We start from the raw sequence: 19,806 nt of genomic DNA, 5'->3' as shown, positions 1-19,806 counted from the left end.
AGGCAGGCATGCGCGGGGGCGCATCTGTCCCGCAGCCTATGCCGCCGCGGGATTTGGGCGCCTTTTCCCAGCCGATCCGCGATGTGTCAATTCAAAGACACAGTCGCGCGCGGGGAAAGGCCGATTTATCCCCAGATTATCGCATTTATCGCGGGGCTGTGTATTGGTTCGAGTTGTCCGGACCTTGTGGAGACGGGATGGCGGTGCCATACCGACGCTGCGGGAGGACAGGTATTCACGGTTTTGCACACCGGAGGGATTATGGTCGCTGCCTTTGCTTTCATTCTGTTATTCCAGCTCGTCGGAGAGGTGCTCTCGCGCGGGCTCGGCCTGCCGCTTCCGGGGCCTGTCCTGGGCATGATCTTCATGCTGGCGTCGTTCTTTGCCTCGGCGCGTCTGCGCGAGGTGGTGCAGCCCACGGCCAAGGGGCTCCTGTCGCATCTGTCGCTTCTCTTCGTGCCGATCGGGGTCGGGGTGGTGGCCCATATCCCGACTCTGATGAGCCATGGTCTGGCGCTGGGGCTATCGCTGGTGCTGTCGACCGCGCTGGCACTTGTGGCGGGGGCTGCGGCCTTTGCCGTCACGCTGCGGCTGACGAAGGGGGCGGGCAATGAGTGATCCGTCCACCATCTGGTCCTATCTCGCCTCGCAGCCGCTTCTGTGGCTCTGTGCCACGCTCTTTGCCTATTGGGCGGGCGATGCGATCTTCCGCGCCTCGGGGCGACAGCCATGGGCCAATCCGGTGGCGATTGCGGTGGTGTTGCTGGGGGGGCTGCTCACGCTGACCGGTACCCCCTATGACCAGTATTTCGAGGGCGCGCAATTCGTGCATTTCATGCTGGGACCGGCAACCGTGTGCCTTGCGGTGCCGCTCTATGCCAATCGCCGCGAGATCCGCAAGACATGGCTTCCGATCGCGGTGGGGCTCGTGGTGGGCAGTTTCGTGGCGATTTTCTCGGCCTTGGGGATTGCCTGGGCTTTGGGGGCCGATCATGTGCTGCTGGCAACGCTGGCGCCGAAATCGGCCACCGCACCGGTGGCCATCGGGATCAGCGAGCGGATGGGCGGCGAGCCCACGCTGACGGCAGCGCTGGTGCTGCTGACGGGGATGATCGGCGCGATCATCGTCTCGCCTTTGCTGAACCTGATCGGGGTGCGCGACTGGCGAGCGCGGGGGCTGGCCACAGGGGTGGCCGCCCACGGGATCGGCACGGCGCGGGCCTTTCAGGTGCATGAGCAGGCGGGGGCCTTTGCCTCGATCGGGATGGGGCTGAACGCGATCCTGACGGCGATCATCGCGCCTCTGGTGATGGGCTGGTTTTTCTAGGCCAAGCGGTGCGCCGCCCCTGCGGGACAGCGCAAGATATACTTACGGCGCAGGCCCTATGCGGGGCCTGCGCGGCGCCCCTTGGCGGGTGTTTCGCGTTATTTCGACGGTTTGAACGGGGCCATGCCGGAACGGGCCAGCTCGTCGGCCCGCTCGTTTTCGGGGTGGCCCGCATGGCCCTTGATCCATTCCCATGTCACCTCATGGCGGGCTTGGGCCTCGTCGAGCCGTTGCCAGAGATCGACATTTTTTACAGGCTTTTTGGCGGCGGTCTTCCAGCCATTGCGCTTCCAGCCGTGGATCCAGCCGGTCACCCCGTTTTTCACATAGGCGCTATCGGTGATGATGGTGATCTTTGAAGGTCGGGCGAGGGTTTCGAGCGCCGAGATTGCCGCCAGAAGCTCCATGCGGTTATTGGTGGTCTCTGCTTCGCCGCCTTCGAGCGTGCGTTCTTTGAGGATCGTCTCGCCGTTCTTGGCCAGCATCAGAACCCCCCAGCCCCCGGGGCCGGGATTGCCGGAGCAGGCTCCGTCGGTATAGGCGAATAGATCGGGCATGGGGATCTCCTTTGGCGCGGGTGTAGCGGCTTGGCTACGCGTGGTCCAGAGGGAGCTTGGTGCGGAGGCGCTTGGTCCGGAGGACTTAGGGGATCAGCGCGTAGAGGCAGGCGAGGATCAGAAGGCATTCGCCCAGACGCAGGCGAGCCCACCCGCCGGGGCGGCGGTTTTTCAGGATCAGGTCGATGATGAGCGTGACCAGATGGGCAATAAAGAGGCTTTGTATGACCGGCATCCCCGCGCGTATGGCCGCGATGGTCGCAAAGAGGGGCAGGGTATGGGCGAGCAAGATGGAGGTGCTGGCCTGCATCCTTCGGGCGGCGCGGAAGGCCCAGAGCGCCAGCAGGACCAGAGCCCAGAAGGCGGCGATGTCGCGGGGCGTGGTGGAGACGGGCAGGGTCAGCCGCCCGTCGCGGGTGGCGATCACGGCCCAGACCAGTGGCAGGCAGAGAAGGGCGCTCAGGGCGAGGGCGCGGCGGGGCGCGCCGATGCCGGGCGCGCGCATCAGGCGGTTTCGCGCAGCACGCGGGGGACTTTGAACTCGACCCGTTCCTGCGCGGTTTCCACCTGTTCGACGGTCACGTCATAGCGGTCGCGGAAAGCGTCGATCACCTCGTTGATCAGCACTTCGGGCGCCGAGGCACCGGCGGTGATGCCGATGGAGGTGATGCCGTCAAGCGCGCGCCAGTCGATATCGGCGGCGCGCTGGACAAGCTGGCTATAGGCGCAGCCCTCGGAGGTGCCGACCTCGACGAGGCGGCGCGAATTGGACGAGTTGGGCGCGCCGATCACCAGCAGCGCGTCGATCTTCGGCGCGATGGCCTTGACCGCGGCCTGACGGTTGGTGGTGGCGTAGCAGATGTCTTCCTTGGCGGGGCCGACAATGGCGGGGAAGCGCTTTTGCAATGCTGCCACGATGCCTGCGGTATCATCGACCGAGAGCGTGGTCTGGGTGATGAAGGCCAGCGCCTTCGGGTCGCGCGGGGCGAGATGGGGCACGTCGGCCTCGGTTTCCACCAGCAGGACCTCGCCCTCGGGCAGCTGGCCCATGGTGCCCAGAACCTCGGGATGGCCGGCATGGCCGATCATGATCATCTGGAGGCCTGCGGCGTGATGGCGCTCGGCCTCGATATGGACCTTCGAGACTAGCGGGCATGTGGCATCCACGTAGACCATCTCGCGGCGTGCGGCCTCGGCGGGCACGGCTTTGGGCACGCCATGGGCCGAGAAGATCACGGGGCGATCATCGGGGCATTCATCGAGTTCCTCGACAAAGACCGCGCCCTTGTCGCGCAGGCTGTCGACGACGAATTTATTATGGACGATCTCGTGGCGGACATAGACCGGTGCGCCCCATTTCTCCAAAGCCATTTCCACGATCTTGATCGCGCGGTCCACGCCGGCGCAGAAGCCGCGGGGGGCGGCGAGATAGAGGTTGAGCGGCTGTTTCATGGAGATGTCCTTTGGGGCCTTTAGGCTTGAAGGTAGGCAGGATGGCGGGCTCTGCCAAGGGGGTGCGGGCTTCGGGGGCATCGAGCCCCCGTTCTCCCGCGGTTACGGGCCGGTGCGGCCCGTAACCCGGAAAAGATCAACGCGAGCGCACCATGCCCATGATGTTATAGGTTTTCTCGACGATCGGGCGCGCGATGGCATCGGCCTGCTCGGCCCCGTGACCAAGGATCCGGTCGATCTCTGTCACATCATCCATCAGGCGTTTCATCTCGGTGGAGATGGGCGCGAGCTTCTCGACCGCAAGATCGGCCAGAGCCGGTTTGAAATCGCCAAAGCCCTTGCCTGCGAATTCCGCCACCACCTGCGCCGCGGTCATATCGGCGAGGGCCGCGTAGATATTGACCAGATTGCGGGCCTCGGGGCGCTCCGACAGGCCCTCGACCGTTTCCGGAAGCGGCTCGGCATCGGTGCGGGCCTTGCGAAATTTCTTGGCGATGGTGTCGGCATCATCGGTCAGATTGATGCGCGAAGCATCCGAGGGGTCGGATTTCGACATCTTCTTCGAGCCGTCGCGCAGGCTCATGACGCGGGTGGCAGCCCCCTCGATCAGCGGCTCGGGCTCGGGGAAGAAGTCGACACCGAAATCATGGTTGAACTTGTTGGCGATGTCGCGGGTCAGTTCGACATGCTGCTTCTGGTCCTCGCCCACCGGCACCATCGTGGCATGATAGAGCAGGATATCGGCAGCCATCAGCGCAGGATAGGCGTAAAGGCCCAGCGAGGCCTTCTCGGCATTCTTGCCGGCCTTGTCCTTGAACTGGGTCATCCGGTTCATCCAGCCCAGACGCGCGGTGCAGTTGAAGAGCCATGCCAGCTCGGCATGGGCGCCGACCTGGGACTGGTTGAAGAGGATCGATTTTGACGGATCCACGCCCGAGGCGATGAAGGCGGCAGCAGCCTCGCGGGTCTGGCGGCGCAGTGCCTCGGGGTCCTGCCAGACGGTGATCGCATGCATGTCCACGAGACAGTAGATCGTCTCGATCCCCTCATCCTGCTTCTGGGCAAAACGCTTGAGGGCACCAAGATAGTTGCCCAGCGTCAGGTTGCCGGACGGCTGGATGCCGGAGAAGATCCGCGGCGTGAAATTCGCATTCGGCGTTTCGGGCGGGGTTACGGTCGTATCGCTCATCTGAGGCTCCCCTGCATGCAGGCTGGTAATATCGTCCTTGCTCGCTTATCCCCAAATCCGGCGGGGATCAATGTCTGGCCCCGTCCTTACCCTGATATCCGCCTCCGATATGTTGAAGGGGCGGCTCCTGCGCCCCATATTCTGGCGCAACCCAAGTGAAGGAACCCGCATGCGCTCCGGTTACAATGAAGGCCCGTTGAACAAATTGCCGCCGATCGTCTGGATTCTGGCCGCCCCCATCATCATCGGCGAGCTGATGTTCGGGCTGGGGCAGGCGGGGCTGTTCCAGAACGGGGTCGTCTGGCGGGCCGAGGCGCTGCAGCGCTTTGCCTATGACCCGAACCTGATGCGGGCGATGATGGAGGCGGGGGTGCATCCGTGGCGCCAGATGGCACGGGTGGTGACCTATCCGTTTGTCCATGGCAGCTTCACCCATGCGGCTTTCGTGCTGGTCTTCATTCTGGCGCTTGGCAAGATGGTGGGCGAGGTCTTCCGTGGCTGGGCGGTGGCTGTGGTGTTCTTTGCCTCCTCCATTCTGGCGGCGCTGATCTATACCGCGCTGCCCTTTACCCAAGGCGCGCTCTATGGCGGCTATCCGGCGGCCTACGGGCTGATCGGGGCGTTCAGCTTCATCCAGTGGACCTATCTGGGCGCGACCCGTGGCAACCGGATGCAGGCCTTCCAGCTGATCGGGTTCCTGATGGGGATCCAGCTCCTGTTCAGCCTGATCTTCGGTGGCACCGATCAATGGATCGCGGACCTTTCGGGCTTCATCGTGGGCTTCGTGGTCAGCTTCTTCGTGTCGCCCGGTGGCTGGGGACGGGTGCTGGCCAAGCTGCGCAACCGGCGCTGATGGTCAAACGTAACGGCGCCTCGCGGGGCGCCGTTTCCGTTTGATTACTTCCTGCGGCGGCGCAGATTGGCCTTGAACTCGGCCAGCCCGAAAATGCCCAAGAGCCCCGCAACCGCGAAATAGACCACGATGCCCGAGCCGCACAGGATCCCCAAGGCCCCCCAGCGTGCGCCATGATCGGCCAGCATGGGCGCAAGCCAGCGGGCGGTATAGACGAGCTGCACCCCCATCACCGCGCAGGCAACGGCGATTTTCCACAGGCTCTTCCAGAAACGCGCATCGGGGCGCGCTGCCTTGCCCAGATTGCGTGCGCCCCACCAGAGCTGGCCGAGCATGACCCAGCCCGAGATCGTGGTGCCCAGAGCGGCAGCGGAGAACCCGATCAGCGGCATAAGGCCGATCGCGGCCACGGCATTCACCACCATCGAGACGACGGCGTAATGGAAGGGGCGGCGGGTGTCCTCGCGGGCATAGAACACCGGTTGCAGCACTTTTTGCAGCACGAAAGCGGGCAGTCCCACGCCATAGATCGCGAGCACCAGAGCGGTGGCCACCGTATCCTCGGCCCGCCACGCGCCACGGTCATAAAGCACCGAGATCAGCTGCGGTGCGATCACAACCAGCGCTACCGCCGAGGGCAGGGTGAGAAACAGCGCGAACTCGGCCCCGCGCGAGAAACTCTCGCGGCCCTCCGCCTCCTCGCCCGCGCGCAGATGGCGCGAGAGGGTGGGCAGAAGCACCGTGCCGATGGCGATGCCCACTACGCCCAGAGGCAGCTGGTAGAGACGGTCGGCATAGCTCAGCCATGCCACGGCGCCTTCGGTAAAGGACGCCACCTGACGCCCGACCAGCAGGTTGATCTGCACCACGCCACCGGCCAGAACGGCGGGGCCCGCGATGACCAAGAGGCGCTTGAGTTCCGGCGTCATGCGCGGACGGCCGGGCAGGAGCGTATAGCCCAGCTTGCGCGCCGCAACCCATGCAAATCCGAACTGCACGACCCCCGTGGCAGGCACTGTCCAGGCCAGCGTGGTGCCCATATCCCAGCCCGCGTAATTGGCCGCCATCATCGCGAGGATGAACATCACATTCATCAGGATCGGGACGATAGAGGCCTCGGTGAATTTCCCGAACGTGTTGAGAATGCCCGATAAAAGCGCCACAAGCGAGACGAAGAGGATATAGATGAAGGTGATCCTGCCGAAATCCACGGCCATGTCGAACCGTGCATCTCCCGCAAAGCCCGCAGCCATCGCCCAGACCAGCCACGGCATGGCGATCGTGCCGATGATCGTGAAGAGGAAGAGGACGGCAAAGAGCCCCTTGAACGCGTCGCGCGCAAGGCCATGCGGGTCCTCACCCGCCTCCACGCGTTTGGCGAACATCGGCACGAAAGCCATGTTGAACGCGCCCTCGGCAAAGAAGCGGCGGAACATGTTGGGCAGGGAAAACGCGACCATGAAGGCCTCGGCCACCGGTCCTGTGCCAAGGTAGGCCGCCATCATCATATCGCGCACAAAGCCCAGAACGCGGCTGCCCAGCGTCCAGAGGCCTACGGTCAGGAAACCCCTGACCAACCGTCCTGCCTTCATCGAATGGCCTTCATCAGTTATTCGCCCGCTTCGCACCGCTTTCGATGTAATCGCGCAGACGTTGTTCCAGTTTCTCGCGCTTGGATTGTGCGTGGAGCTTATGGCCGAACATATCCTTCACATAGAAGGTATCGACCACCTGCGCCCCGTAGGTCGCGATCTGCGCCGAGGCGATGTAGATATTGCTCGAGGCCAAGGCCCGCGTCAGGTCATAAAGGAGCCCCGGTCGGTCGCGGGTGTCCACCTCGACGATGGTGTAGAGTTCCGAGCCGTCATTATCGAACATGATATGCGTCGGGAAGCGGAATTCGCGCTCGCGTTTCTTGACTTTGTCGCGATCTTTCAGCGCATCGCGGGCCACGACCTCGCCCTTGAGGGTCTTGTCGATCATATTGCGCAGGCGCGGCAGGCGCGAGGCCTCGAACGGGTGGCCTTCGGCATCCTGCAGCCAGAAGGCCGCCGTCGCATAGCCGTCCTTGGTGGTATAGGTGCGCGCATCGACGACATTGGCGCCCACCAGTGCCACCGCCCCCGACAGTCGCGCGAAGATACCCGGATGATCCACCAGCGCAAAAGCTGCACGGGTGGCATCGTGATCGGCGTCGACCTGAACATCGATGCGGATCTCGTCATCGGGCAGGTCCCTGAGCAGATGGGCGAAGGCATATTGGGTCTGGGTCGAAAGCCCCTGCCAATAAGCGGGCGTGTGGCGGGCAACCTCGGCGCGACGCACCTTCGGGTCCCAGCCCTCCGCCTCCAGCCGGTCGCGCAGCGCCTTTCGGGCATCCTGCGCGCGCTGGTCGCGGTTGATCGCCTCCAGTCCGTGTTCCAGCGCCTGCGCCGTCTCCGCATGCAGACGACGGATCAGCGTGGCCTTCCAGTTGTTCCACACATTGGGACCGACACCGCGGATATCGCAGACCGTCAGCACCGTCAGCAGGTCCAGCCGCTGGCGCGTTTTGACCACCTTGGCGAATTCCTTGATGGTGCGCGGGTCGGAGATGTCGCGCTTCTGTGCCATGTCGGACATGACCAGATGGTTGCGCACCAGCCACTCCACTGTCTCGCATTCGGCCTCTTTCAGCCCCAGACGCGGGGTGACCGTGCGCGAGATCTTCGCGCCCAGGATTGAATGGTCCTCGGGGCGGCCCTTGCCGATGTCATGCAGCAGGAGAGCCACATACATGACCTTGCGGTTGATCCCTTCCTTGAGGATCTCGGAAGAGAGCGGCAGTTCCTCGATCAGCTCGCCGCGCTCGATCTGCGCAAGCGCCGAGATGACCTGTATGGTATGCTCGTCCACCGTGTAGCTGTGATACATGTTGAACTGCATCATCGCCACGATCGGTTCGAATTCGGGGATGAAGGCCCCCAGCACGTTCAGTTCGTTCATCCGCCGCAGCGCACGCTCGGGATTGCCATGCTTGAGCAGCAGATCGAGGAAGATCCGCCGCGCCTCGGGGGTCTTGCGCAAGGTGTCGTCAAACAGATGCAGGTTCGATTGCACCAGCCGCATCACATCGGGATGGATCAGAAGGCCCGTGCGCAGTGCCTCCTCGAAGACCCGCAGGAGATTGAGCGGATCGGCAAGGAAGGACGCCTCGTCGGAGACGTTGATCCGGCGGATGTCATCGACGAAGGGCGGTTTCAGATGCCGTCTGCGGCGGAAGATGCGGGTGAGTTTGGGCGCATGTTTGACATGCTGTGCCTCAAGCTTGGTCAGGAAGATCCGCGTCACATCGCCCACGATCGTGGCGTGGCGGAAGTAGTCCTGCATGAAAACCTCGACCGCGCGGCGTCCGGCGGTATCCTCATAACCCATGCGTCCGGCCACCTCGACCTGCATGTCGAAGGTCAGCTGGTCGGCGGCACGATGGGCGATCAGATGCAGATGGCAGCGCACCGCCCAGAGATAATCCTCGGCCGAGCGGAAATTGCGGTATTCCTCCTCGGTGAAGGCCCCGAGCGCCACCAGTTCGGCGGCACGGTTCACCGAATGGACGTATTTCGCGATCCAGTAGAGGGTCTGCAGATCGCGCAGACCGCCTTTGCCTTCCTTCACATTGGGTTCGAGCACATAGCGCTGGCCACCCTGACGCTGGTGGCGCTTGGCGCGCTCGTCGAGCTTGGCCTCCACGAATTCGGGCGCGGAATTAGCAAAGAGCTGTTTGCGCAGCTGGGTGGCCAACTTGCGCGCCAGCGCCTCGTCGCCGCATAGGAACCGCTGTTCCAGAAGGGCGGTGCGGATGGTGAAATCCTCGCGCCCGAGCTGGATACAGTCATCGATGGTGCGCGAGGCATGGCCGACCTTCAGCTTCAGGTCCCACAGCATATAGAGCATGCTCTGGATCACGGCCTCGGTCCACGGGCTCAGCTTCTTGTCGCCCAAAAAGAGCAGGTCGACATCCGAATGCGGTGCCATCTCGGCGCGGCCATAGCCGCCCACGCCCAGCACGGTGATGATCTCGGGTGTCTTGCCAGCCTTGGGCGTTTGCGGGTTGAGGTAATCCGAGGCCACATGGACCACGGCGCGCACCATACCATCGGTCATGCGCGCATAATGTTCGACCGTGCTCCGCGCGATGCGGGGATGGCCCGCCAGCTCCGCCTCGATCCACAGGCGCGCCGCATCGCGGGCGGTGTTGAGGAACCGCACCGTGGCGGTGCTGATCTCCTTGGGGTCGCTCAGGCCCTCCAGAACCAGATCGAGAGCCGGGATCAGCTCGTCGCTTTTCAGCAGAAGGGGCGCCTCGTCGGGAAGAGGGGTCGTCAGCCTGTCCTCGGCGGCTATGCTCTGGTCCATCATCGTCTCCCTTGCGCCCTGTCGGTAGCGCTTCATGGAAAAGGGGCGGCCCGCAGATGCGTGGCCGCCCCGTTATGCGTTATGTCCTTGTTACCAGCTGGCTGGCACGCGGAAAAGGGCGATCAGAAGCCTGCGCCCGAGAAGCTGCGCGGCGCGGGGTCGATGACCTGAACCTGACCATTGGCAACCTGAGCCACGGCCAGACCGCGCTCGTTGGTGCCATCCGAGCGCAGACGGAAGACGCCGTTTACGCCCACAAAGCCCGAGCGCTGGGTCAGTCCCGATTTCGACAGCGCATTGGGATTGCCGGATTTCACCAGCGCACCGATGGCCGCGATCCCGTCATAGGCCAGACCCGAGATGGGCGAGGGAGCCTCGCCGAAGGCTGCCTGATAACGGGCACGGAACTGCGCGTTCAGGTTCGGATCGGGGGTGGCGAACCAGCCGCCCTGCAGACCCGGCAGCGAGAGCGTCGCTTGCGGGATATCCCAGCGGGTCAGACCCATGAATTTCTTCTGGCTGGTGTCCACGCCACGCTCGGGCAGCAGCTGCGACAGGAGCGGCAGCGCGCCTGCGGTATCGGCAGTCATGAAGACGGCATCGACATCATCGGCCTTAGCACGGTCGGCGATCTGGCCTGCGGCATTGATCACGCCCTGCTGCGAGAAGGGATAGCTCATCGTGCCGGCGAGGCTTGCGCCCGAGCCGCTGATCGCGTTCTGGATGGCCTGTGCCCCTGCCTGACCGGCCGTGTTCTGCTCATGCACGACGAGGATGTTGCGCTTGCCCGTGCGGGCGGCATAGCGCACCAGACGGTTGGCGGTATTCTCGAAGGTCGGGCCGAGCACGAACACGTTGCCACCTGCAATCGAGGTATTGTTCGAGAAGGACAGCACATTCACATCGCGCGGGGCCACGGCCCGGCCGACGGCATTGGCCGATTGGGCGAAGACCGGACCAAGGATGATCTTGGCACCTTCGTCCACCGCTTTGGTGGCCATGGCGGCGGCTTGATCGGGGCTAGCGCCGGTATTGTAGACGCGCAGGTCGATCTTCACGCCATCGAGATCGGAGATGGCGAGGTCGGCGGCCTGCTTGAGCGAGCGGGCAAAGGTTTCATCACCGGAATTGCCTGAACCGCCCGGAAGCAGTAGGGCGACAGGCACCGGTTTGGAGGTGTCGATTCGCTGACCCGACCCGCTGCCCGTCATCGCGTTCGGGTCACAGGCGGCGACCCAGAACGCAGACATCACAGCTGCGATACGGATCAGTGGGTTGCGGCGCTTTCGTAAAATCGCGAACATGCGGGGTCCTCTGATCATTCGGCAGGGATTGAATTAGGACGAACCCTAGGTGTTTCCATAGGGGAAGTAAACTTGACGAAAGGTGCGCGATGAGCGGGAATTGGCAGGCCGGACAACCGGCCGTGGTGGGCGCGAAAGCGAGCCCGAGCAAACTGGCTGCGGGGTTGCACTTTATCGCCACCCCGATCGGAGCCGCGCGCGACATCACCTTGCGGGCGCTCGACATCCTCGCGACCGCCGATGTGCTGGTGGCGGAGGATACGCGGTCTTTGCGGCATCTGATGGAAATTCATGGGGTTAGCCTGGATCATCGGCCGCTGATTTCCTATCACGACCAGAATGGCGATCAGGCGCGGCCCAAGGTGATGGCACATCTGGCCGAGGGGAAATCCGTGGTGTATGCCTCCGAAGCCGGCACACCTTTGGTGGCCGATCCGGGCTATCAGCTGGGGCGCGCGGCCATCGAGGCGGATGTGCCCGTTTTTACCGCGCCGGGCCCTTCGGCGGCACTGGCCGCGCTGACCATCTCGGGTCTGCCTTCGGACCGCTTCCTGTTCGCAGGCTTCCCGCCGCGGACCTCGAAGGCAAAGCAGGAGTGGTTCCGCACGATGGATAACGCCTCCGCGACGATGATTTTCTACGAAAGCCCGAAGCGGGTGAAGGACACGCTCGAGGATCTGGGCGCGGCTTACGGGTTCGATCGTCAGGTGGTGATCTGCCGTGAACTGACCAAGCGTTTCGAGGAGGCGTTGCGCGGCACCGTGGCGGAATTGCAGGCGGCTCTGGCCGATCGCGAGATCAAGGGCGAGATCGTGATTCTCGTGGATCGTGCGGGCAAGCGCGAGGCGGTGCCCGAGGATATCGAGGCGGCGCTGCGCAAGCTGTTGCCCGATATGAGCGTGAAGGATGCCTCTGCCGAGGTGGCCCAGCATTTCGGGCTCAAGCGCCGCGAGGTCTATCAGATCGCGCTCGGTATGGCCGAGAAATGAGCCATCCGCCTGAGGATACACCCGAAAACCGGCAGCGCCAGGAGCGCGGTCTTCGGGCGCATCTGTCGGGCGAGTTGGCCGAGGCGCAGGTGGCCCGTCACTATGAGGCCTTGGGTTTTGTCTGCCGCGAAACCCGCTGGCGTGGCCCCTATGGCGAGATCGACCTGATCATGGAGGGGTCGTGCCTTGCCTTTGTCGAGGTGAAGCGCGCCCGAACTTTCGCGCAGGCGGCCCCGAGGCTTGCGCCCGCGCAAGTGGCCCGTATCGGGCGGGCGGCGCTTGATTACATCGCCCGCCATCCCGATCTGCGTCTGAAGCCGATGAGGTTCGATCTGGCACTGGTGGATGGCAAGGGAGAGATCCGGCTGATCCCCGATGCCTTCCGCTTCGATCAAGGGGTCTGATCTGTGGAAAATCGAACATCCCCTCCGATCACAGCAAGATTGCATGTGCTTATCATTTCGGTGCACTAAGTCTGCAAACGAAAGGGGGCGCGTATGGCCTTGAAAGTTGCAATCCAGATGGACCCGATCGGTCCGATCAATATCGACGCGGACAGCACCTTCCGCATTGCCGAGGAAGCGCAGGCGCGCGGGCACGAGCTGTTCTATTACACGCCCGACCAGCTGAGCTACCGCGAGGGCGCGATCTATGCCCGTGGCTGGCCGCTGACCGTGCGTCGCGAGAAGGGCAACCATTTCACGCTTGGCGAGAAGCAGGATGTCGACCTGTCGACCTTCGATGTGGTCTGGCTGCGGCAGGATCCGCCTTTCGACATGGGCTATATCACCACCACCCATCTGCTGGACCGCATCCATCCGAAGACCCTCGTGGTCAACGACCCCTTCTGGGTGCGCAATTCGCCGGAGAAGCTCTTGGTGCTGAACTTCCCCGAGCTGACGCCGCCCACGATGATCGCCCGCGATCTGACCACGCTGCGTGAATTCAAGCAGAAGCACGGCGATATCATCCTCAAGCCGCTCTATGGCAATGGCGGAGCGGGCGTGTTCCGTCTGGACCCGAACGATCGCAACCTCGCCTCGCTGCACGAGCTGTTCTCGGGCATCAACCGCGAGCCGCTGATCGCGCAGAAATTCCTCCCCGCCGTGTCCAAGGGCGACAAGCGCATCATTCTGGTCGATGGCGAGCCCGTGGGGGCGATCAACCGCGTGCCTGCCGAGGGCGAGACGCGCTCCAACATGCATGTGGGTGGCCGCCCCGAGAAGGTGGAGCTGACCGAGCGTGACCGCGAGATCTGCGCCAAGATCGGCCCCTATCTGCGCGAGAAGGGCCAGATTTTCGTCGGTATCGACGTGATTGGTGACTGGCTGACCGAGATCAATGTGACCTCGCCCACCGGTATTCAGGAACTCGAGCGGTTTGATGGTGTGAATATCACCTGCAAGATCTGGGAGGCCATCGAGGCCCGCCGTTTGCAAACCGGCGCCTGAGGCGCATACCAGAGGAACCGGCGGATGAGCTTGCGCGTGCGGATGTTCAACATGATGCTGCGCCATATGGTCAAACGCCGGTTCCGCAGGATTACAGGCCCCCATGAGGCCCGTGCGGCACTCGAGGGGGGCACCCACCGGCTCCCCATCCCGTCCGGCCTGCTGGTGCAGCGACGCGATCTGGGCGCAGTGCCTGCGCTGTCCGTGCGCGCGGGCGTGATCCGCGACTATACTCATGCCGTTCTCTATCTGCATGGCGGGGCCTATCTGGCGGGTTCGGCATGGCATTACCGCGGGCTTGCGGGCAAGATCTCACGCCATCTGGGCGCGGAGGTGATCCTGCCCGAATACCGTCTGGCTCCCGATCATCCGCTGCCTGCCGCCCCCGAGGATGCGCTGGCGGCATGGGACGGGCTGCTGGCCCAGGGCTTCTTGCCGCAGGATATCGCGATTGCGGGAGACAGTGCAGGGGGCGGGCTGGCATTGGGGCTGTTGGCGCGGCTCTGTACGCGGGGCACGCCGCCTGCCGCGACCTGTGTGATGTCACCATGGACCGATCTGGCGGGGCAGGGCGCCTCGTTGCGCGAGAATGCGGAGGCCGACCCGATCCTGCCCGCCGAGCAGTTCGGCACGCTGGTCGATATGCTGCTGGCGGGGGCTGCGCCCGATGATCCGTTGATCTCGCCGCTCTATTCGCGGTTCGATGGTGCGGGGCCGGTGCTGATCCAGCACAGCCTGACCGAGATCCTATGCGATGACAGCCTGCGCATGGCCGACCGGCTGCGCGGTTTCGGGGTGGATGTCACGGTGCAGAGCTGGCCCGACACGCCGCATGTCTGGCAGATCTTTGCCCTCTACCTGCCCGAGGCCGAAGAGGCGATCGAGGATCTGTCACGCTTTATTCGCCGGGCATGGACTGCGGGGCCGCCAGCAGCAGGCGGTAGCTGACCGCCTCTGAGATATGCGCCTTCTGCACATGCTCGACGCCCGCCAGATCGGCAATGGTGCGCGCAACCCGCAGGATGCGGTGATAGCCCCGCGCCGAGAGCCTCAGCCGCTCGGCAGCGCGGGCCAGCACCGCCTCGCCCTCTGCATCGGGGCGTGCGATCTCGTCCAGAAACTGGCCGGAGACATCGGCGTTGGCGCGGATTTCCGGGTGATCGGCATAGCGCCGCGCCTGTCTGTCGCGTGCGGCAGAGACACGGGCCCGCACCGTGTCACTTGCTTCCCCCGTTGGCAGGGCCGCAAGCTCGCTATAGGCGACGGGGGGCACCTCGATACGCAGATCGAACCGGTCCAGAAGCGGCCCAGACAGTTTGCCCAGATACTCCGCCCCGCAGTCGGGCGCACGCGGGCAGGCGCGGGAGGCCTCCCCCAGATGGCCACAGCGACAAGGATTGGCCGCCGCCACCGCCAGAAACCGCGCCGGATAGGTCAGATGCGCATTGGCGCGCGACACGCTGACCTCGCCGCTCTCGATGGGCTGGCGCAGAGTCTCCAGCACACTACGCTGGAATTCAGGCAGCTCGTCCAGAAACAGCACCCCGTTATGGGCCAGACTGATCTCGCCCGGCCCCGCGCCGCGTCCGCCCCCCACAAGGGCGGCCATGGAGGCGGTGTGATGGGGCGCGCGATAGGGGGCAGTGCGCGAGAGCCCCTCCTCGGGCAGCTGTCCGGCGACCGACTGGATCACCGATGTTTCCAGCGCTTCGGAGGCGGTCAGAAGCGGCATGATGCCGGGCAGACAGCGCGCCAGCATGGATTTTCCCGATCCGGGCGGGCCGACCATCAACAGGTGATGGCGGCCAGCGGCAGCAATTTCCAGCGCCCGGCGGGCGCGGGCCTGCCCTTTGACATCGGCGAGATCATGGCGGCTCTGCGCAATCGCCGCAGGGGAAGGCGTGGCGGGTAACAAAGGGGCAGTGCCGCTCAGATGGCGCACCATCGCATCCAGATGGCTGGCGGCAAAGACCAGATCGCGCCCAGCCCACGCAGCCTCTGCCGCGCAACCTGCGGGGCACAGAAGGACACGGTCATGGGCTGCGGCACTCATCGCGCTGGGAAGCGCGCCGGGCACGGCGACGAGCCGCCCGTCGAGCGATAGCTCGCCAATTGCCGTCACGCCGATGGTCCGGTCTCCGGGCACGATCCCCATCGCACCCAGCAGGGCCAGCGCGATCGGCAGATCGTAATGCGCACCGGATTTGGGCAGGTCGGCAGGGGCCAGATTGACGGTGATCCGTTCCAGCGGCAGCGCGATCGACAGTGCCGAAAGCGCAGCCCGGATCCGCTCGCGTGCCTCGCTCACGGCTTTGTCGGGCAATCCCACGATGGAGAACCCGGGCAATCCGGGCGACAGGGCGCATTGGATCTCGACCGGCACGGCCTCCACCCCTTCGAATGCGGTGGTATATATCGTTGCAACCATGCTCCGGCCTCTCGGGAAGGGATCTGACGATAGTAGATGAAATCATCATTCACGCAATGGTTGTGTTTATTTGCGGCTTTTTGCCGATGCGGCCCGGTTTTTTGCGCGGCAAGGCTTGACCCGAAAGATTTTTATTAGAGCTATGAATCTAAATAATTTTATAGCAACTTTTTGAAAGTACTGCCGCGGTTTTCCGGCAAATATTAAGATTTTCTCGCGGTTTCGCGGAACCGTTCCGCGCGTTGCGCATTGTGTCCGTGTGAAACGGATTTGAATGCGGGCGTCTGCCTTGCTTGAGCCCCGGGAGACGATTTGATGGCACTCGATGGTATGACGGATGAAACCCTACCGCGTCGCGCAATGAAGGCGGAATTCCTTGATGCGGAGACCGAGCTTGCGCTGGCAAAGGCATGGCGCGACAATCGTGACGAGGTTGCCCTGCACCGTCTGATCAATGCTTACATGCGGCTGGCGATCTCGATGGCGGCCAAGTTCCGCCGTTATGGCGCCCCGATGAACGATCTGATCCAGGAAGCGAGCCTCGGCTTGATGAAAGCCGCCGAGAAGTTCGACCCTGAACGTGGCGTTCGTTTCTCGACCTATGCGGTCTGGTGGATCAAGGCTTCGATCCAAGAATTCGTGATGCGCAACTGGTCGATGGTGCGCACCGGTTCGACCTCCTCGCAGAAGGCTTTGTTTTTCAACATGCGTCGTGTGCAGGCCCAGATCGAGCGCGAGGTCGAGGCCGAGGGTGGCAAGATCGACGCGGCGACGCTGCGCAAGCGTGTGGCCGAGGAGATCGGCGTTCCGCTGGCGGATGTGGAAATGATGGAAGGTCGTCTGTCGGGCAGCGATTTCTCGCTGAACGCCACGCAATCTTCCGAAGATGAAGGCCGCGAATGGGTCGACACGCTCGAGGACGAGAATGCCGACACCGAACGCACTGTCTCTGCCGACCAGGATGGTATTACCCTGCGGGCATGGCTGGGCGAAGCGATGGGCCGCCTGACCGAGCGCGAGCGCTATATCATTCGCGAGCGTCGTCTGATCGAGGATCCGCGCACACTGGAGAGCCTCGGGCAGGAACTCGGTCTCTCGAAGGAGCGTATCCGCCAGCTCGAGGCGCAGGCTTTCGGCAAGATGCGCAAGAGTCTCGAGACCCACGGCTCCGAAGTGCAATCCCTGTTCGCCTGATGGCCACGGTTTCTCCGTCGTAAAAGGTGATACCTATTGTTCTCCCTGTTGGAAGCAGCTTCCAGCTTGTCTCGGCCCGGCGTTCTGCGTCGGGCCATTTTTCATTGATGGGCTCCCGAGACGCTTCGGGGCAGGCGGGGCGCTTGCACGCCCGCCCGCTTGGCCTTAGACCTGAAGATCGTTTCGGGAAGATCGGTTCGGGCGGAGACAGACCATGCTGGACGGCAAACGCATAGCACTGATCATCGGCGGCGGTATCGCGGCCTTCAAAGTGCCGGAGCTGATCCGGATGTTGCGCGCGCAGGGCTGTGCGGTGACGCCGATTGTCACGAAGGCGGGAGCCGAGTTCGTAACGCCCCTGACGCTTTCGGTCGTGGCGGGCGAGCCTGCGCATGACGATCTCTTTGATGTCAGCCGCGAGGCCGAGATCGGCCATATCCAGATGTCGCGCGATGCCGATTTGCTGGTTGTGGCGCCTGCGACCGCCGATCTGATGGCGAAGATGGCGCAGGGGTTGGCCAATGATCTGGCCTCGACGTTGCTGCTGGCCACCGACAAGCCCGTGCTGATCGCGCCCGCGATGAACGTGCGCATGTGGGACCATCCCGCGACGCAGCGCAATATCCGTCAGCTACAGGCCGACGGGGTGCTGTTTGCGGGGCCGGCCGACGGCTCGATGGCCTGTGGTGAATTCGGTCCGGGCCGGATGAGCGAGCCCGCCGATATTCTGGCCTCGATCCGTGCGGCGCTGGCGCATGGCCCGCTGAAGGGCCGCCATATCGTGGTCACTTCGGGCCCGACCCACGAGCCCATCGATCCGGTGCGCTATATTGCCAACCGCTCCTCGGGGGCGCAGGGCACGGCGCTGGCGGGGGCATTGCGCGATCTGGGTGCGCAGATCACCTTCATCACGGGGCCTGCGAGCGTTCCGCCGCCCATGGGAGTGAAGGTGGTGCGGGTCGAGACCGCGCGACAGATGCAGGCAGCCGTCGAGGCGGCGTTGCCCGCCGATGCGGCCGTTTTTGCTGCGGCCGTAGCCGATTGGCATGTGCTCAATGCAGGTGCGCAGAAGATGAAGAAGGACGGTACGGGCCGTGCGCCCGCGCTCGAATTCGGCGAGAACCCCGATATTCTGGCGCAGGTCGCGCAGATGGAAACGGGGCGGCCCCCCTTGGTGGTGGGCTTTGCAGCCGAGACGGAAAAGGTTATGGAGCACGCGACCGCCAAGCGGGCACGCAAGGGCTGCGACTGGATCGTGGCCAATGATGTGAGCCCCGCGACCGGTATCATGGGTGGCACCGAGAATGCCGTGACGATTATTGATGCGCAGGGTCCCGAGACCTGGCCGCGCCTTGCCAAGGAAGAGGTGGCCCGCCGTCTGGCCGCGCGCATCGCTTCCGCTTTGACGACGAAGGAATGACGATGGAAATCCGCTTCAAACGCGCCGAGGGCAATCTGGATCTGCCTCTGCCGAGCTATGCGACCGCCGGTGCCGCCGGTATGGATCTGCGGGCCTTCCTGCCCGACGGGCCGATCACTTTCGAGCCGATGCAGTTCGAGTTTATCTCGACGGGGTTCCATGTGGAACTGCCCGCAGGCACCGAGATGCAGATCCGCCCGCGCTCGGGCCTGGCGCTGAAGCACGGCTTCATCATTCCCAACAGTCCCGGCACGGTGGATGAGGATTATCGCGGCGTGGTGCAGATCGGGCTGATGCTTCTGGGCAAGGTGCCGTTCCGCATCTCGCATGGCGACCGGATCGCGCAGGCGGTGATCGCGCAGGTGCACCGCTTTGACGTGACCGAGGTGGGAACGCTGTCCGATACCGCCCGTGGTGCAGGTGGCTTCGGCTCGACCGGTATCGGCTGATGACGGGCCTCTCCGACCGCGAGCTAGAACGTTATATGCGCCACATCCTGTTGCGGGAAGTGGGCGGCACCGGCCAGCGGCGGTTGAAAGAGGCGCATGTTGTTGTTGTGGGCGCAGGCGGGCTTGGCGTGCCTGTGCTCATGTATCTGGCCGCAGCCGGTGTGGGGCGGATCACGGTCATCGATGATGACCTCGTGTCGCGGTCGAACCTCCAACGGCAGGTGATCTATACCGAAGCCGATATCGGCCAGCCCAAGGTCGCGGTCGCCGCCCGCTGGTTGGCAGCACAAAACCCCGATGTTGAAATTCTGCCAGTCGAGGCGCGTCTGACGCCCGATATGGCGACGGATATGTTCGAAACCTGCCAGCTCGTGGTGGATGGGTGCGATAATTTTCCGACCCGCTATATGGTGAATCAGGCTTGCGTCACGGCCCGCGTGCCGCTCCTTTCAGGGGCGATCACGCAATGGGAGGGGCAGCTCTCGCTCTATGATCCGGCCCGTGACGCGCCGTGCTTTGCCTGTATCTTCCCCGAAGCTCCCGCCGAGGGGCTGGCACCTACCTGCGCCGAGGCTGGTGTCATTGGCGCATTGCCGGGCGTGGTGGGGGCGCAGATGGCCGCCGAGGCGATCAAGGAGATCACAGGGACGGGACAAAGCCTGCGCGGCCGGTTGCAGCTGATCGATATGCTCTGGGGCGAGAACCGGCGGATCAGCTTGGCGCGGCGTGCCGATTGTGCGGTCTGCGGGGGAATTCACCCGCCCGTGTAAAGCGGCCCCTTTCCATAGCTGCGCCAAG

The 19,806-nt window shown here is 63.9% G+C and carries 19 protein-coding genes; 11 read left to right on the top strand and 8 right to left on the bottom strand.

All coding sequences use genetic code 11. The annotated features are described in order from the left end of the window. Nucleotides 1-261: 261 nt before the first annotated feature. A complete protein-coding gene (locus WDB91_RS01665) occupies nt 262-618 on the top strand; it encodes a CidA/LrgA family protein (protein WP_339113435.1) in 357 nt (118 codons plus the stop codon). After that, nucleotides 611-1,327 (top strand): LrgB family protein, encoded by a 717-nt coding sequence (locus WDB91_RS01660; protein WP_339113434.1) that lies wholly within the window; start codon nt 611-613, stop codon nt 1,325-1,327. The genes WDB91_RS01665 and WDB91_RS01660 overlap by 8 nt, the downstream gene beginning before the upstream one ends. Nucleotides 1,328-1,425: 98 nt before the next feature. Here the strand turns inward: WDB91_RS01660 and rnhA are convergent, their stop codons facing one another. The 4 genes from rnhA to trpS form a co-directional block, all read right to left on the bottom strand. Continuing rightward, on the bottom strand, nt 1,426-1,884 hold the full coding sequence (gene rnhA, locus WDB91_RS01655) for a ribonuclease HI (protein ID WP_339113433.1): 459 nt from the start codon (nt 1,882-1,884) through the stop codon (nt 1,426-1,428). Nucleotides 1,885-1,969: 85 nt separating this feature from the next. Beyond that, nucleotides 1,970-2,389 (bottom strand): hypothetical protein, encoded by a 420-nt coding sequence (locus WDB91_RS01650; RefSeq protein ID WP_339113432.1) that lies wholly within the window; start codon nt 2,387-2,389, stop codon nt 1,970-1,972. Further along, nucleotides 2,389-3,336, bottom strand: a complete 948-nt coding sequence (gene ispH / locus WDB91_RS01645) for a 4-hydroxy-3-methylbut-2-enyl diphosphate reductase (RefSeq protein WP_339113431.1) — start codon at nt 3,334-3,336, stop codon at nt 2,389-2,391. Before ispH ends, WDB91_RS01650 begins: the two co-directional genes overlap by 1 nt. A gap of 136 nt (nt 3,337-3,472) precedes the next feature. Beyond that, nucleotides 3,473-4,525: a tryptophan--tRNA ligase gene (gene trpS / locus WDB91_RS01640; protein WP_339113430.1), complete on the bottom strand. Its 1,053-nt coding sequence runs from the start codon at nt 4,523-4,525 to the stop codon at nt 3,473-3,475. Between the two features lie 169 nt (nt 4,526-4,694). Between trpS and WDB91_RS01635 the strand changes: the two genes are divergently transcribed. Continuing rightward, a complete protein-coding gene (locus WDB91_RS01635; protein ID WP_339113429.1) occupies nt 4,695-5,378 on the top strand; it encodes a rhomboid family intramembrane serine protease in 684 nt (227 codons plus the stop codon). Between the two features lie 44 nt (nt 5,379-5,422). On the opposite strand, the gene murJ is transcribed toward WDB91_RS01635, so the two are convergent. From murJ to WDB91_RS01620, 3 genes are all read right to left on the bottom strand, one after another. Next, nucleotides 5,423-6,970, bottom strand: a complete 1,548-nt coding sequence (gene murJ / locus WDB91_RS01630) for a murein biosynthesis integral membrane protein MurJ (RefSeq protein WP_339113428.1) — start codon at nt 6,968-6,970, stop codon at nt 5,423-5,425. 13 nt (nt 6,971-6,983) lie between these two features. Continuing rightward, nucleotides 6,984-9,773 carry a [protein-PII] uridylyltransferase gene (locus WDB91_RS01625; RefSeq protein WP_339114429.1) on the bottom strand — a complete coding sequence of 930 codons (2,790 nt, stop codon included), beginning with the start codon at nt 9,771-9,773 and terminating at the stop codon, nt 6,984-6,986. A 122-nt stretch (nt 9,774-9,895) separates the two neighbouring features. Next, nucleotides 9,896-11,077, bottom strand: coding sequence for a penicillin-binding protein activator (locus tag WDB91_RS01620; protein WP_339113427.1), 1,182 nt, complete (start codon nt 11,075-11,077; stop codon nt 9,896-9,898). Nucleotides 11,078-11,166: 89 nt separating this feature from the next. On the opposite strand from WDB91_RS01620, the gene rsmI reads away from it, so the two are divergent. The 4 genes from rsmI to WDB91_RS01600 all read left to right on the top strand — a co-directional run bounded on the left by rsmI (nt 11,167) and on the right by WDB91_RS01600 (nt 14,465). Beyond that, complete coding sequence (rsmI, locus tag WDB91_RS01615) at nt 11,167-12,066, top strand: 16S rRNA (cytidine(1402)-2'-O)-methyltransferase (RefSeq protein WP_339113426.1); 900 nt, start codon at nt 11,167-11,169, stop codon at nt 12,064-12,066. Next, nucleotides 12,063-12,470 (top strand): YraN family protein, encoded by a 408-nt coding sequence (locus WDB91_RS01610; RefSeq protein WP_339113425.1) that lies wholly within the window; start codon nt 12,063-12,065, stop codon nt 12,468-12,470. Before rsmI ends, WDB91_RS01610 begins: the two co-directional genes overlap by 4 nt. Nucleotides 12,471-12,563: 93 nt before the next feature. After that, on the top strand, nt 12,564-13,517 hold the full coding sequence (gene gshB, locus WDB91_RS01605; RefSeq protein WP_339113424.1) for a glutathione synthase: 954 nt from the start codon (nt 12,564-12,566) through the stop codon (nt 13,515-13,517). Nucleotides 13,518-13,541: 24 nt separating this feature from the next. After that, the gene (locus WDB91_RS01600) at nt 13,542-14,465 is read left to right on the top strand and encodes an alpha/beta hydrolase fold domain-containing protein (RefSeq protein WP_339113423.1); all 924 of its coding nucleotides are present in this window, start codon (nt 13,542-13,544) and stop codon (nt 14,463-14,465) included. Here WDB91_RS01600 and WDB91_RS01595 read toward each other — a convergent pair. Next, nucleotides 14,416-15,945 carry a YifB family Mg chelatase-like AAA ATPase gene (locus tag WDB91_RS01595; RefSeq protein ID WP_339113422.1) on the bottom strand — a complete coding sequence of 510 codons (1,530 nt, stop codon included), beginning with the start codon at nt 15,943-15,945 and terminating at the stop codon, nt 14,416-14,418. The genes WDB91_RS01600 and WDB91_RS01595 overlap by 50 nt on opposite strands. Nucleotides 15,946-16,260: 315 nt before the next feature. Between WDB91_RS01595 and WDB91_RS01590 the strand changes: the two genes are divergently transcribed. The 4 genes from WDB91_RS01590 to WDB91_RS01575 all read left to right on the top strand — a co-directional run bounded on the left by WDB91_RS01590 (nt 16,261) and on the right by WDB91_RS01575 (nt 19,778). Next, nucleotides 16,261-17,139, top strand: coding sequence for an RNA polymerase factor sigma-32 (locus WDB91_RS01590; RefSeq protein ID WP_339113421.1), 879 nt, complete (start codon nt 16,261-16,263; stop codon nt 17,137-17,139). A gap of 214 nt (nt 17,140-17,353) precedes the next feature. After that, a complete protein-coding gene (gene coaBC, locus WDB91_RS01585) occupies nt 17,354-18,559 on the top strand; it encodes a bifunctional phosphopantothenoylcysteine decarboxylase/phosphopantothenate--cysteine ligase CoaBC (RefSeq protein ID WP_339113420.1) in 1,206 nt (401 codons plus the stop codon). Then, nucleotides 18,556-19,008 (top strand): dUTP diphosphatase, encoded by a 453-nt coding sequence (gene dut, locus WDB91_RS01580; protein ID WP_339113419.1) that lies wholly within the window; start codon nt 18,556-18,558, stop codon nt 19,006-19,008. The genes coaBC and dut overlap by 4 nt, the downstream gene beginning before the upstream one ends. Further along, nucleotides 19,008-19,778 (top strand): HesA/MoeB/ThiF family protein, encoded by a 771-nt coding sequence (locus tag WDB91_RS01575; RefSeq protein ID WP_339113418.1) that lies wholly within the window; start codon nt 19,008-19,010, stop codon nt 19,776-19,778. The genes dut and WDB91_RS01575 overlap by 1 nt, the downstream gene beginning before the upstream one ends. Nucleotides 19,779-19,806 lie beyond the last annotated feature (28 nt).

It is taken from the genome of Thioclava sp. GXIMD2076 (genome assembly GCF_037949795.1).
GTDB classification, from domain to species: domain Bacteria; phylum Pseudomonadota; class Alphaproteobacteria; order Rhodobacterales; family Rhodobacteraceae; genus Thioclava; species Thioclava kandeliae.
The sequence above is the reverse complement of the archived record's forward strand: the minus strand, read 5'-3'. Positions and strand labels throughout refer to the sequence as shown.